Raw genomic sequence first — 14566 nt, 5'->3', positions numbered from 1 at the left:
GTCCAAAAGCCTGGCGCCGGCAAAAGCCTAGCGCTGGGCTTCGAAGTTGAGCAGTTTGCTGGCTACACGGTTGCTGTCGACTTTATAGCTGCCATCGGCAATCGCGGCTTTCAACTCGGCCACGCGGGCTTTGTCGACAGCAGGTTGATCGCGCAGCTTGTCAGTGACCTTCTGCAACTGTTGAGCCTCATTGCTGAGGTGTACCGATTCCCCGCTTTTGGCGGCACTGGCCGGTTCGGCCTGGGTATTCAGCGGCGCGGAAGGGCTGTTTTCAGCGCTTTCCTTGGCGTTGCTGGTACGTGTACTGCCGGTAAGTGACGAGGAACTGTTCAATCGGTTGAAATCGATAACCATGATAAAAAACCTCTGGGAATTTGGACGCTTGCCATGTTTTCGGCTATCCCCTGAAAAACTTTAGGCCCAATCAACCATAAGCTTGCATGCGCCGTTGCGAGACCTGCTGCGGCACAGTTTAGGGAAGCGACGGGATCGGCGCCAGTTTTCTCCACAGGGCTTTTACATGGCCACTTCGACCTGTCCCGGCGCAATCACCTGCGCCTTGATAACTCTTTGAGAATTAAGGTTTTTTACTCGAATCTGTTCTTTCATGCCGCCATTGGAGAGGGCTTCCCCCGGCATGCGTACGGCAAGGGTGCCGCTACGCGCAGTGATCACCACCTGATCGCCCTTGCGCACCACTTCGGCCTGTTCCAGATGCACCAGTGTGATGACCTGATCGGCGACCGTTGGTCGGGTCAGTTTCTGCCCGATCGCTTCATCGACCGAGGTCAGGAAACCCTGGTTGATCGTGCTGACATCGCGCTCGCGCAACGTCACGTCCTGCGGCTCGATGATGCCGGCGCGTTTCAGCGGACGAGTGGTCGTGACGATCTCGCGAAACAGGCGGACTTGAGCGGGTACGAACACCGTCCAGGGCGAGCTGCCTTCGCATCGGACCTTCACCGTAACGCGGCCCAGCGGGCGGGCCGGGCTCTCCAGAGTGGCTGTCAATTCCTTGTCGCACATGGGCATGCGCATACGCGGGTCGAGCTGGTTGACTTCGATTTCGTAGCGGCCTTCGGTTTGACTGGAAGCCAAATAGTCTTCTACGGTGAATTCAAGAAAGCCCTGAGTCACGCCGATAAGCATATCAGGCAAGGTAACCGCATCAGCATTGGCAGGACTGCCGGCAAGCAAGCAGCAAACGGCGGACACCGCGCAAAGCCCTTTGCGAAGGGAAGATGTCAGGCGTCGGGAAAATGTCGTTTGAGCGTTCATACGAGTTAAAAAGCAAGCGCCGTGCCGTTTAGCAATGAATGTGCGTCGCAACAACACTTGGCGTTGATGTAGGAGTCTGGGCATGGCTGGTGTAATGGATTCGGTGAACCAGCGCACGCAACTGGTAGGGCAGAATCGCCTCGAGCTGCTGTTGTTCCGTCTTGACGGGCCGCAGCTCTACGGGATCAACGTGTTCAAGGTACGGGAAGTGTTGCAGTGCCCGTCACTGACCTTGATGCCCAAATCCAGTCCTGTCGTGTGCGGGGTAGCGAATATACGGGGAGCGACCATTCCGATCCTGGATCTGGCAATGGCAACGGGCTCCGGTGCGTTGAAAGACAAGAACAGTCCGTTCGTGATCATCACGGAGTACAACACCAAGACCCAGGGTTTCCTGGTCCGCTCGGTGGAGCGCATCGTCAACATGAACTGGGAAGAGATCCATCCGCCTCCCAAGGGCACCGGTCGCGATCACTACCTGACCGCTGTGACTCGGGTCGACAACCAGTTAGTCGAAATCATCGACGTCGAGAAGGTGCTGGCCGAAGTAGCGCCGACGCCGGAAGCGATTTCGGTGGGCGTGGTCGATGTCGAGACGCAGACCAAAGCGCTGTCGCTGCGGGTGCTGACAGTCGATGACTCGTCGGTGGCGCGCAAGCAGGTCACGCGTTGTCTGCAGACCATCGGTGTCGAAGTGGTGGCGCTGAACGACGGCAAGCAGGCGCTGGATTACCTGCGCAAGCTGGTCGACGAGGGCAAGAAGCCGGAAGAAGAGTTCCTGATGATGATTTCCGACATCGAGATGCCGGAGATGGACGGGTACACCCTGACGGCGGAAATCCGCGGCGACGCGCGCATGCAAAAGCTCCATATCATCCTGCATACTTCGTTGTCGGGGGTATTCAACCAGGCGATGGTCAAGAAAGTCGGTGCTGATGACTTTCTGGCCAAATTCCGTCCTGATGACCTCGCGTCCCGGGTAGTCGACCGGATCAAAGCAGCAGATATCAGCTAAGGGCCTTCTGCCCCTGGCGTTCAACACGATTTAAGAGGCGGCATCATTGTCTACGGGTAATTTGGATTTCGAACAGTTCCGGGTCTTCCTGGAAAAAGCCTGTGGCATTCTGCTCGGTGAAAACAAGCAGTATCTGGTCTCGAGCCGTCTCAACAAACTGATGGAGCAGCAAGGCATCAAGTCTTTGGGTGAGCTGGTTCAGCGCATCCAGACCCAGCCGCGCAGCGGTTTGCGCGAGCAGGTGGTCGATGCCATGACGACCAACGAAACCCTGTGGTTTCGTGACACCTATCCGTTTGAAGTCTTGAAGAACAAGGTACTGCCGGAAGCGATCAAGGCCAGCCCCAACCAGCGTCTGCGGATCTGGTCGGCGGCCTGCTCGTCGGGTCAGGAACCGTACTCGCTGTCGATGTCGATCGACGAGTTCGAGCGCAGCAACCTGGGCCAGTTGAAGATGGGCGTGCAGATCGTTGCCACTGACCTGTCGGGACTGATGCTCAACAATTGCAAGACCGGCGAGTACGACAGCCTGGCGATCGGTCGCGGACTGTCGCCGGAACGCCTGCAACGCTATTTCGACCCGAAAGGGCCGGGGCGCTGGGTGGTCAAGGCGCCAATCAAGAGCCGGGTGGAATTCCGCTCGTTCAACCTGCTCGACAGCTACGCAGCGCTGGGCAAGTTCGACATCGTGTTTTGCCGCAATGTGTTGATCTACTTCTCTGCCGAAGTGAAGAAAGACATCCTGTTGCGCATTCACAGCACGTTGAAGCCGGGCGGGTATCTGTTCCTTGGCGCGTCTGAGGCGCTGAACGGTTTGCCGGATCATTACCAGATGGTTCAGTGCAGCCCGGGGATTATCTACAAGGCGAAATAACCGGTTCGCGGCAATACAAAAACGGGAGGCCCTCAAGGTCTCCCGTTTTTTATGCCTGAATGTTCTCTGCGAAACTCCATGGCTCCTCTGTAGGAGTGAGCCTGCTCGCGATAGCGGTCTACCAGATGCCACATAAGTGACTGATACACCGCAATCGCGAGCAGGCTCACTCCTACAATGGATCTGCGGCGTCAGGGAGAGGGACGGCAAGCGGCAGAAAAGCGGCATCCAGCGGAAACCGGTTGCCGCTTTTCTGGCATTGCCGCTTTGCCTGTTCGGCGCAAAGCCCCGGAATACGGGGGTTCTTCCATTTGGCACGGCGCTTGCTAAAGCTCAGTTACGAAAAACCGGTCACCTGAAGGTTCCCGACATGAGCATCAGCTTCGACAAAGCGCTGGGCATTCACGAAAAGGCATTGGGCTTCCGTGCCCAGCGTGCTGAAGTGCTGGCCAACAACATCGCCAACGCCGACACCCCGAACTACAAGGCGCGGGATCTGGATTTCTCCAAAGTGCTCGAAGCACAGACCGAGAAGACCAAGACCGGCGGCCACTTTGCCCTGAACATGACCAACAGCCGCCACATCGAGGCTGAAGGGTTGGGCAACGGCGACGAGTCGCTGATGTATCGCACGCCGATGCAGCCTTCCATCGACCAGAACACCGTCGACGCTCAACTGGAACAGTCGAACTACGCGGAAAACGCGGTCGGCTTCCAGGCCAGCTTCACCTTGCTCAACAGCAAATTCAAAGGGCTGGTGTCAGCCCTGCGCGGAGAATAATCCATGTCCCTGTCCAGCGTTTTCAACATTGCCGGCAGCGGCATGAGCGCGCAGACCACGCGTCTGAACACCGTGGCGTCGAACATCGCCAACGCCGAAACCGTTTCGTCGAGCATCGACCAGACCTACCGCGCCCGTCACCCGGTGTTCGCCACCATGTTCCAGGGCGGCCAGGCCGGCGGCAGCGATTCGCTGTTCCAGAACCAGGACGCAGCCGGGCAGGGCGTGCAGGTGCTTGGCGTGGTCGAAGACCAGAGCAACCTCGAAGCGCGCTACGAGCCGAACCATCCGGCCGCTGACGCCAAGGGCTATGTCTATTACCCGAACGTCAACGTGGTGGAAGAAATGGCTGACATGATTTCCGCGAGTCGTTCGTTCCAGACCAACGCCGAAATGATGAACACCGCCAAAACCATGATGCAGAAGGTACTGACCCTCGGTCAGTAATAAGGGACGAATGCCATGAGCGTTACGGACACCACCAGCACCCTGAGCATGAAGGACATCCTGGCCAACTCGTCGAAGACGGCCAGCAGCACGACGCCGGGCGGCATCGCCTCGGCGACCAACAGTGCCACCGGCGGCCAGGCGCTGGGCAAGGATGCGTTCCTGCAATTGCTGGTCACCCAGCTGAAAAACCAGAACCCGCTCGACCCGCAGGACAACAGCGCTTTCGTGGCGCAACTGGCGCAGTTCAGCAGTCTTGAAGGCATCACCACGCTGAACTCCACCGTCAGTGGCCTTGCCGGCAACTACAACTCGTCGCAGGCGCTGCAGGCGTCGTCGCTGGTCGGTCGCAACGTGATCGTGCAGACCAACACCGCCCAGCTCGATGACCCGAGCAAAGGCCTGACCGGTTCGGTCACCGTGCCTTCGTCGATTGCCGGCGGCACCGTGACCATCACCGACAAGGACGGCAAAGCCGTGCGCACCATCGACCTCGGCAGCCGCGCCGCCGGCGATGCCAGCTTCACTTGGGACGGCAAGGACACCGCCGGCACCGTGGTTCCGGTCGGCACTTACACGTTCAAGGCCAACGCACCGATCAACGGCACCGCGACCGACCTGGCGACCTACCTGCCAGCGACGGTCAACAGCGTGACGATCAGCCAGACCGGTGGCGAGCTGATGCTCAACCTGGCCGGCAAGGGCACCGTTGCCCTGTCCAAAGTACAAACCATTGGTATATAGAGCCGACTAACCCGGCACGAAGGAGTGGAACATGTCTTTTAACATCGGCCTTAGCGGTCTCTATGCCGCCAACAAACAACTCGACGTGACCGGCAACAACATCGCCAACGTCGCCACCGCCGGTTTCAAATCCTCCCGCGCGGAATTCGAGGACGTGTATTCGTCGACCCGCCTGGGCAGCGGCAGCAAAGTCATCGGTAACGGCGTGCGCCTGGCCAACGTGTCCCAGCAGTTCACCCAGGGTGACATCAACAACACTGGCAACGTGCTGGACATGGGCATCAACGGTTCCGGCTTCTTCACCATGAGCAACAATGGCTCGATCTCGTATACCCGTGCCGGTACGTTCAAGGTCGACAACGCCGGTTACATCACCAACACCGACTACACCTCGCGTCTGCAGGGTTACGGTGTGGATGCCAACGGCAAGATCATCAACGGCGTGTTGACCGATCTGAAGATCGACACCTCGAACCTGGCGCCGAAGTCGTCTTCTTCGGTGACCTCGAGCATCAACCTCAATTCGTCTTCGCCAGTGATCGTTGATACCGGCGCCAGCGCCGTCAAATTCGACCCGTCGAAGCCTGAAACTTACACCAAGTCCTTCAGCACGCCGATCTATGACACTCAGGGTAACTCCCACGTCATGGATCAGTACATGGTCAAGACTGGCGAGAATACCTGGAAGGTTTACACCCTGGTTGATGGACGCAACCCGGATGCCACCGGTAGCGATCCAACCAACGCCGCCACGCCTCCGGTTGCTTCGACATTGACGTTCGACAGTTCCGGCAAATTGCTTCAGGTGAGTACACCGAGTACTTTGCCGCCGCCGGCGCCAAATCCGCTCATCAGCAGCGACTTGACGTTGAGTAACTGGAAACCAGGCACCGTGACCAACGGTGTTTTTACGCCTAACGGCGCGGCAGCAAATCCGGCTGGCGTGACCATTTCGATGGCCAAGACCACCCAGTACAACGCTGATACTTCGCGCACGATCCCGACTCAGGATGGCTACGCCACTGGACAGATCACCAACCTGACCATCGACGGTACAGGTACGCTGTTCGCCAACTTCAGCAACAACCAGAGCAAGGCGATTGGTCAGGTTGCACTGGCCAGTTTCACCAACGAGCAGGGCTTGCAGGCTGTCGGTGGTACTAGCTGGAAAGAGACTTTCGCTTCGGGTATTCCGGGCTACGACGCGCCGAAGACCGGTACGTTGGGTGAGGTGGTGTCCAACTCGCTGGAAGAGTCGAACGTTAACCTGACCAACGAGCTGGTTGATCTGATCAAGGGCCAGAGCAACTATCAGGCGAACGCCAAGACCATCTCCACTCAGAGCACCATCATGCAGACCATCATTCAGATGACTTGATGTGATCTGATTGCTGCACTGAAAACCGACGTCCTAGGGCGTCGGTTTTTTTTGCGCGCTGTCAGGCTTTTCTCAAATACCTACCGTTCGTCGGCAGCTGTGGTGCAGTAATTGCAGTTGCCCCCAGCAGAAGAAGGGGCGCGTCAAACTTTCGCAGGTCATGGAGACCTCTGGTTGCAAGGCGGTTAAGCGTCTCATCAATGACCACGCTCAAAAGTACTCGGCCTTATCGAGGCGATTCTGAAGTATTGCGCTGACTATCGATTCATCAAAAAGGCAAGGAAGAGACAATGGCAGTTATAAACGGAACGTCGGGTACGGACACACTGGTAGGCACGTCAAGTGCGGATGAGTTGTATGGGGTTGCAGGAAATGACTCGCTGAGTGGCGGCGATGGCAATGACTTGCTGGATGGCGGAGCAGGTGCTGATGTCTTGAATGGCGGGAACGGTATCGATACCGCGTCTTATGCCAGCTCGACGGCAGGAGTAACCGTCAATCTGACCGCTGGAACAGGTGTTGGCGGAGATGCTCAGGGCGATACCTTGACGTCTATAGAGGCCGTGATTGGTTCTGCATTTAATGACATTCTCACCGCCCAAGCATCCGGCAACACTTTAAGCGGTGGCGCTGGTAACGACATCTACTACGTCAACGGCACTTCGGTAAACGTCGTTGAAGCGGTGGGCGGCGGTGATGACGAAGTACGGACCATCCTGCTCAATCACACCCTGGCAACCAACGTCGAACGCCTGACCTACGTCGGTACCGGCAACTTTGTCGGTTACGGCAACGCGTCGGACAACGTCATTACCGGCGGGATCGGTAACGACATTCTGATGGGCGGCGCAGGTGCTGACCAGTTCATCGGCGGTGCAGGCACTGATACCGTGAGTTATACCGACAGCCCTGCGGGTGTAACGATCAACACCAAAACCGGAGTGAACTCCGGGATTGCTGCCGGTGATACCTACGTCGGCATCGAGTTCCTGCAAGGTTCTGGCAGCAATGACACCTTTATCAGCGGCGAAGCTGCGGATCAGTTTTTCGGTTCGGGCGGCACGGACACCATTGACTACTCCGGTTCGTCCAGCGGTGTGACAGTAAGTCTGGTCGGAGGTGTTCTGGGTGTCGGTGGTGATGCCCAGGGTGACAAGCTGTGGAACTTCGAAACCGTCATCGGCTCGTCTTTCAATGACGTGTTGACCGGGCAAACCACGGGCAACGTCCTGAACGGCGGCGCCGGCGATGACATCTACTACGTCAACGGCACTTCGGTAAACGTCGTTGAAGCGGTGGGCGGCGGTGATGACGAAGTACGGACCATCCTGCTCAATCACACCCTGGCAACCAACGTCGAACGCCTGACCTACGTCGGTACCGGCAACTTTGTCGGTTACGGCAACGCGTCGGACAACGTCATTACCGGCGGGATCGGTAACGACATTCTGATGGGCGGCGCAGGTGCTGACCAGTTCATCGGCGGTGCAGGCACTGATACCGTGAGTTATACCGACAGCCCTGCGGGTGTAACGATCAACACCAAAACCGGAGTGAACTCCGGGATTGCTGCCGGTGATACCTACGTCGGCATCGAGATGCTGGCGGGCTCCGGCAGCAACGACACCTTTATCAGTGGTGCAACTGCCGATCAGTTTGATGGTTCGGGCGGTACTGACACCATTGACTATTCTGGGTCTTCCAGCGGTGTGACAGTAAGTCTGGTCGGAGGTGTTCTGGGTGTCGGTGGTGATGCCCAGGGTGACAAGCTGTGGAACTTCGAAACCGTCATCGGCTCGTCTTTCAGTGACGTGTTGACCGGGCAAACCACGGGCAATGTCCTGAACGGCGGCGCCGGCGATGACATCTACTACGTCAACGGCACTTCGGTGAACGTGGTTGAAGCAGTTAGCGGCGGTGATGATGAAGTACGCACTGTTTTGCTCAATCACACCCTGGCAGCCAACGTTGAACGTCTTACTTACGTCGGCACCGGTAATTTTACCGGTTACGGCAATGCCTCAGACAACATCATCACGGGCGGGGCCGGTGCCGATACGCTGTCGGGCGGAGCAGGTGCTGACCAGTTCATCGGTGGCGCCGGTAACGATATCGTGAGTTATGGCGACAGCCCTTCGGGTGTAACGATCAACACCAAAACCGGAGTGAACTCCGGGATTGCTGCCGGTGATACCTACGTCGGCATCGAGATGCTGGCGGGCTCCGGCAGCAACGACACCTTTATCAGTGGTGCAACTGCCGATCAGTTTGATGGTTCGGGCGGTACTGACACCATTGACTATTCTGGGTCTTCCAGCGGTGTGACGGTGAGTCTGGTCGGCGGTGTTGCAGGCGTGGGTGGCGATGCCCAGGGCGACAAGCTGTGGGAATTTGAAACGGTCATCGGCTCGTCTTTCAATGACGTCCTGACCGGGCAAACCACGGGCAATGTCCTGAACGGCGGCGCCGGCGATGACATCTACTACGTCAACGGCACTTCGGTGAACGTGGTTGAAGCAGTTAGCGGCGGTGATGATGAAGTACGCACTGTTTTGCTCAATCACACCCTGGCAGCCAACGTTGAACGTCTTACTTACGTCGGCACCGGTAATTTTACCGGTTACGGCAATGCCTCAGACAACATCATCACGGGCGGGGCCGGTGCCGATACGCTGTCGGGCGGAGCAGGTGCTGACCAGTTCATCGGTGGCGCCGGTAACGATATCGTGAGTTATGGCGACAGCCCTTCGGGTGTGACGATCAACACCAAAACCGGGGTAAACTCCGGGATCGCTTTCGGTGATACATACGTCGGTATCGAGTTCCTGCAAGGTTCTGGCAGCAATGACACCTTTATCAGCGGCGAAGCTGCGGATCAGTTTTTCGGTTCGGGCGGCACGGACACCATTGACTACTCCGGCTCGTCCAGCGGTGTGACAGTAAGTCTGGTCGGAGGTGTTCTGGGTGTCGGTGGTGATGCCCAGGGTGACAAGCTGTGGAACTTCGAAACCGTCATCGGCTCGTCTTTCAGTGACGTGTTGACCGGGCAAACCACGGGCAATGTCCTGAACGGCGGCGCCGGCGATGACATCTACTACGTCAACGGCACTTCGGTGAACGTGGTTGAAGCAGTTAGCGGCGGTGATGATGAAGTACGCACTGTTTTGCTCAATCACACCCTGGCAGCCAACGTTGAACGTCTTACTTACGTCGGCACCGGTAATTTTACCGGTTACGGCAATGCCTCAGACAACATCATCACGGGCGGGGCCGGTGCCGATACGCTGTCGGGCGGAGCAGGTGCTGACCAATTCTTCGGTGGCGATGGTTTTGACACGGTCAGCTACGTTGACAGCCTCACGGGCGTGACAATCAACTCCAAAACCGGAGTCAGCACGGGTATCGCTGCCGGCGATTCCTACAATAGTATTGAACAGATCCGGGGCTCCAATTACGGCGATATCTTTGTCGGTAGTGCCGGCGTGGATCGTTTTGATGGTGGCAATGGCAACGACATTCTCAGCTTTGCGGGTGAGGATTCGGGCGTTACGCTGGATCTGAGTGCTGCGGTGCTTACCGGTATTGCGGCGGGGGATATCTATGCGTCGATCGAGGCATTCCAAGGTTCCGCCTATGCCGATACCTTCACTGGCTCCGCCGCCGTGAGAGAGACCTTTATTGGCGGCGCTGGTGCGGATAGTTTGATTGGTGTTGGGCGTGGAGACTCTGCCTGGTACGTCAATAGCTCCGATGCGGTACAGGTCAATCTGCTGACAGGTTTCGGCACTGGCGGTGATGCCCAAGGGGACGCACTCATAAATATCGATAACCTTGTGGGCTCAGCCTTCAGTGACACCTTGACCGGTAATGCCTACGCCAACATGTTAGAGGGCGGTGACGGTAACGACGTCCTGTATGGCGGTGATGGCAATGACACTCTCTATGGTCATAGCTTCACGGATACTGGCGCCCTGACTGTACCTTTCTCGACGGATAATCAGGCTGATACCATCTATGGTGGTAACGGCGATGATTACATCATTGGGTATGTGCGTGATGTCGGTTCAGTTTTCTATGGCGAAGCCGGCAATGACAACATTACGGTCATTTCGGGTATCGCCGACGGGGGCGATGGCAATGACACGTTAATGGGCTTGGGTCATGGCTATGAGCTGCGCGGTGGTGCCGGTGCCGACAAGCTGTATCTGAGCGCTTCCGGTGACGGTTATGGTGGAGAGGGCAGCGATGCGTATTTTGTATCTTCCAAAACCATGGTCGCGATTTTCGATGACGGCACCACAGGGATCGATCTGGTCACTCTCAGAAACATCCAGAGTGTCAGCGATGTCCGGATCATGCAAAACGATCAGGGCGCCTACATCTTCAACGCCGCCGACCTGCAAAGCGGCAATCTGGACTCTGGCGTGTTCCTGAAAGACTGGTACAAGGGAGCCAACACCATTGAAACCTTCTACACCAACAACGGCGATTCCTTCACTATTCCGGTAGTGGGGCAGGCAATGACCGAGTCCGTGATGGGCTGACGAAGGTTGCAATGTTGAAACGGCGAGTCCCGTAATAGGGCCTCGCCGTTTTTTATGCCTGTGGTTTTTTCCATGCAAAAGAAACCCCCGACAAACCAGAAGTCTGTCGGGGGGTTCTTTTGCCTGAAGATCCCAGGCGTCTCACAACGCCTGGGATCAGCTCAGCTTATTGGCAAGCTTCGCAATCCGGCTCGTCAATCGCGCAAGCCTTTGGCACTGGCGCCGGACCTGCCGGAGCGGCCAGGACCGAATCGTCGCCATGGTTGCCGCCGCTGGAAACAGCGTTCAGCTTGCCGGTGTTGATGGTCGACTTCTCAGTGCTGGTCGCGGCCAGGGCACGGAGGTAGTAAGTGGTTTTCAGACCACGGTACCAGGCCATGCGGTAGGTCACGTCGAGCTTCTTGCCCGATGCGCCGGCGATGTACAGGTTCAGCGACTGGGCCTGGTCGATCCACTTCTGACGACGGCTGGCGGCGTCAACGATCCACTTGGTGTCCACTTCGAACGCGGTCGCGTAGAGCTCTTTGAGTTCTTGCGGGATGCGCTCGATCTGCTGCACCGAACCGTCGTAGTACTTCAGGTCGTTGATCATCACCGAGTCCCACAGACCGCGAGCTTTCAGGTCGCGAACCAGGTACGGGTTGATCACGGTGAATTCGCCCGACAGGTTCGATTTCACGTAGAGGTTCTGGTAGGTCGGTTCGATCGACTGCGAGACGCCAGTGATGTTGGCGATGGTCGCGGTCGGTGCGATGGCCATGATGTTCGAGTTACGAATGCCTTTCTGTACACGGGCGCGAACCGGTGCCCAGTCCAGGGTTTCATTCAGGTCGACATCGATGTACTTCTGGCCACGTTGCTCGATCAGGATCTGTTGCGAATCCAGCGGCAGGATGCCCTTGGACCACAGCGAACCGTTGAACGTCTCGTAAGCACCGCGCTCGTCGGCCAGGTCGCAGGACGCCTGGATCGCATAGTAGCTGACCGCTTCCATCGACTTGTCGGCGAACTCGACGGCAGCGTCGGAGCCGTAGGCGATGTGCTGCAGGTACAGAGCGTCCTGGAAGCCCATGATGCCCAGACCGACCGGACGGTGGCGGAAGTTGGAGTTCTTCGCTTGCGGCACCGAGTAGTAGTTGATGTCGATCACGTTATCGAGCATGCGCACGGCGGTGTTCACGGTGCGTTGCAGCTTGGCGGTATCGAGCTTGCCGTCGACGATGTGGTTCGGCAGGTTGATCGAGCCCAGGTTGCAAACGGCGATCTCGTCCTTGTTGGTGTTCAAGGTGATCTCGGTGCACAGGTTCGAGCTGTGGACCACGCCGACGTGCTGCTGCGGGCTGCGCAGGTTGCACGGGTCCTTGAACGTCAGCCATGGGTGGCCGGTTTCGAACAGCATGGACAGCATCTTGCGCCACAGGTCTTTGGCCTGGATGGTCTTGAACAGCTTGACCTTGCCCGGGTACTCGGTCAGCGCTTCGTAGTACTCGTAGCGCTCTTCGAAGGCTTTACCGGTCAGGTCGTGCAGGTCCGGTACTTCGGATGGCGAGAACAGGGTCCACTTGCCGTCATCGAAGACACGCTTCATGAACAGGTCAGGGATCCAGTTGGCGGTGTTCATGTCGTGGGTACGACGACGATCATCACCGGTGTTCTTGCGCAGCTCGATGAACTCTTCGATGTCCATGTGCCAGGTTTCCAGGTAGGCACACACAGCGCCTTTGCGCTTGCCACCCTGGTTCACGGCCACAGCGGTGTCGTTCACCACTTTGAGGAACGGCACCACGCCTTGCGACTTGCCGTTGGTGCCCTTGATGTACGAACCCAGTGCACGCACTGGCGTCCAGTCGTTGCCCAGGCCGCCGGCAAACTTCGACAGCATGGCATTGTCGTGGATCGCGTGATAGATGCCCGACAGGTCATCCGGCACGGTGGTCAGGTAGCAGCTCGACAGCTGTGGACGCAGGGTACCGGCGTTGAACAGGGTCGGGGTCGAAGCCATGTAGTCGAACGAGGACAGCAGGTTGTAGAACTCGATCGCACGGTCTTCTTTCTGCTTCTCTTCGATCGCAAGACCCATGGCCACGCGCATGAAGAAGATCTGCGGCAGTTCGAAACGCACGCCATCCTTGTGGATGAAGTAACGGTCGTACAGGGTCTGCAGGCCCAGGTAGGTGAATTGCTGATCGCGTTCGTGGTTGATCGCCTTGCCCAGTTTTTCCAGGTCGAAGGTGGCCAGCACAGGGTTCAGCAGTTCGAACTCGATACCTTTGGCGATGTAGGCCGGCAGTGCCTTGGCGTACAGGTCGGCCATTTCGTGATGGGTGGCGCTTTCGGCGACTTCGAGGAAGTTCAGGCCTTCGGCACGCAGGGTGTCCATCAGCAGGCGGGCGGTGACGAACGAGTAGTTCGGCTCGCGCTCGACCAGGGTACGGGCGGTCATTACCAGGGCGGTGTTGACGTCGGTCAGGGCCACGCCGTCGTACAGGTTCTTCAGGGTTTCGCGCTGGATCAGGTCGCCGTCGACTTCTTCCAGACCTTCGCAGGCCTCGGTGACGATGGTGTTCAGGCGGCCCATGTCCAGGGGCGCGAGGCTGCCGTCGGCGCGGGTGATGCGGATCGACGGGTGTGCATTGACGGCTGCTTCGGCCGGGGCGTGGGCAGCGCGCTCTTTCGAACGACCGTCACGGTAGATCACGTAGTCACGCGCGACTTTCTGCTCGCCGGCGCGCATCAGGGCCAGTTCGACCTGGTCCTGGATTTCTTCGATGTGGATGGTGCCACCCGATGGCATGCGACGCTTGAAAGTCGCGGTGACCTGCTCGGTCAGGCGTGCAACGGTATCGTGGATTCGCGACGAAGCGGCAGCGGTGCCGCCCTCAACTGCGAGAAACGCTTTGGTGATAGCGACGGTGATCTTGTCATCGGTGTAAGGAACGACAGTGCCATTACGCTTGATCACGCGCAGCTGGCCAGGCGCGGTGGCTGCCAGATCCGAAGTCGAATCGGCGGCCTGCGGCAAGCTGCCCTGCGGGTTCTCGCGAGTTGTGTCGGTTTGCATGGGGGGTGGTCTCCACATTCTCTATGTTTGTTTGGCACCGTCATGGTGCTCACCGTTCTGTACCGAAGCACTGCAACCGACGGGCGTCGGCATTACAAACTTCGGAACAGTAGGAAAAAGGCTGCAACGCCGCATCCTTGCCGAAGTTTTGGTCGTGAGCCGAAGCTCGCTACCGGATTCCTTCGCGGGTGACAGTCATGACTGCAACACCCATACCGTTTTGTCCGTTTCGGACCAAATAAAACGGTGCCATCCGCCAGTGCGGTTCGGACTTGAAAAAACTCGTTCGTTCTACCGGAAACTGGCCATAAAGCACTTGAGTTTCAGGTCTGAAATGTGGTTGGGCGATTTTGACGAAAACCCCATATGTAGGGTCTGCGTTTTCGCGGTGCTACAAGATAATGCGTTTCAGGGGAGGATTGCAACGTACTACCTGTGGATAAG

General features: G+C 57.7%; 10 protein-coding genes. 7 read left to right on the top strand and 3 right to left on the bottom strand.

The genetic code is table 11. From position 1 onward, the window contains the following. Positions 1–27 precede the first annotated feature (27 nt). Positions 28–354: a flagellar biosynthesis anti-sigma factor FlgM gene (gene flgM, locus LIS66_RS19830; RefSeq protein ID WP_042607188.1), complete on the bottom strand. Its 327-nt coding sequence runs from the start codon at positions 352–354 to the stop codon at positions 28–30. 162 nt (positions 355–516) lie between these two features. Beyond that, positions 517–1278 carry a flagellar basal body P-ring formation chaperone FlgA gene (gene flgA, locus LIS66_RS19825; protein ID WP_080902460.1) on the bottom strand — a complete coding sequence of 254 codons (762 nt, stop codon included), beginning with the start codon at positions 1276–1278 and terminating at the stop codon, positions 517–519. Positions 1279–1360: 82 nt separating this feature from the next. On the opposite strand from flgA, the gene LIS66_RS19820 reads away from it, so the two are divergent. The 7 genes from LIS66_RS19820 (at position 1361) to LIS66_RS19790 (ending at position 11061) form a co-directional block, all read left to right on the top strand. Next, entirely contained in the window at positions 1361–2293 is a 933-nt protein-coding gene (locus LIS66_RS19820; RefSeq protein WP_016773611.1) for a chemotaxis protein CheV, read from the top strand. Between the two features lie 46 nt (positions 2294–2339). Then, on the top strand, positions 2340–3167 hold the full coding sequence (gene cheR / locus LIS66_RS19815; protein ID WP_016773612.1) for a protein-glutamate O-methyltransferase CheR: 828 nt from the start codon (positions 2340–2342) through the stop codon (positions 3165–3167). A gap of 370 nt (positions 3168–3537) precedes the next feature. After that, positions 3538–3948, top strand: a complete 411-nt coding sequence (gene flgB / locus LIS66_RS19810) for a flagellar basal body rod protein FlgB (protein WP_016773613.1) — start codon at positions 3538–3540, stop codon at positions 3946–3948. 3 nt (positions 3949–3951) lie between these two features. Next, a complete protein-coding gene (flgC, locus tag LIS66_RS19805; protein ID WP_042607186.1) occupies positions 3952–4395 on the top strand; it encodes a flagellar basal body rod protein FlgC in 444 nt (147 codons plus the stop codon). A 15-nt stretch (positions 4396–4410) separates the two neighbouring features. Continuing rightward, a complete protein-coding gene (flgD, locus tag LIS66_RS19800; protein ID WP_042607185.1) occupies positions 4411–5139 on the top strand; it encodes a flagellar hook assembly protein FlgD in 729 nt (242 codons plus the stop codon). Positions 5140–5170: 31 nt separating this feature from the next. Next, positions 5171–6517 (top strand): flagellar hook protein FlgE, encoded by a 1347-nt coding sequence (flgE, locus tag LIS66_RS19795; protein ID WP_042607184.1) that lies wholly within the window; start codon positions 5171–5173, stop codon positions 6515–6517. A gap of 290 nt (positions 6518–6807) precedes the next feature. Further along, entirely contained in the window at positions 6808–11061 is a 4254-nt protein-coding gene (locus tag LIS66_RS19790) for a beta strand repeat-containing protein (RefSeq protein WP_227972867.1), read from the top strand. A 166-nt stretch (positions 11062–11227) separates the two neighbouring features. Here the strand turns inward: LIS66_RS19790 and LIS66_RS19785 are convergent, their stop codons facing one another. Next, positions 11228–14122, bottom strand: coding sequence for a ribonucleoside-diphosphate reductase subunit alpha (locus tag LIS66_RS19785; RefSeq protein WP_227972866.1), 2895 nt, complete (start codon positions 14120–14122; stop codon positions 11228–11230). Positions 14123–14566: the final 444 nt, after the last annotated feature.

The sequence above is a fragment of the Pseudomonas sp. HN2 genome, from assembly GCF_020736465.1.
GTDB lineage: Bacteria > Pseudomonadota > Gammaproteobacteria > Pseudomonadales > Pseudomonadaceae > Aquipseudomonas > Aquipseudomonas moraviensis_A.
The sequence above is the reverse complement of the archived record's forward strand: the minus strand, read 5'-3'. Positions and strand labels throughout refer to the sequence as shown.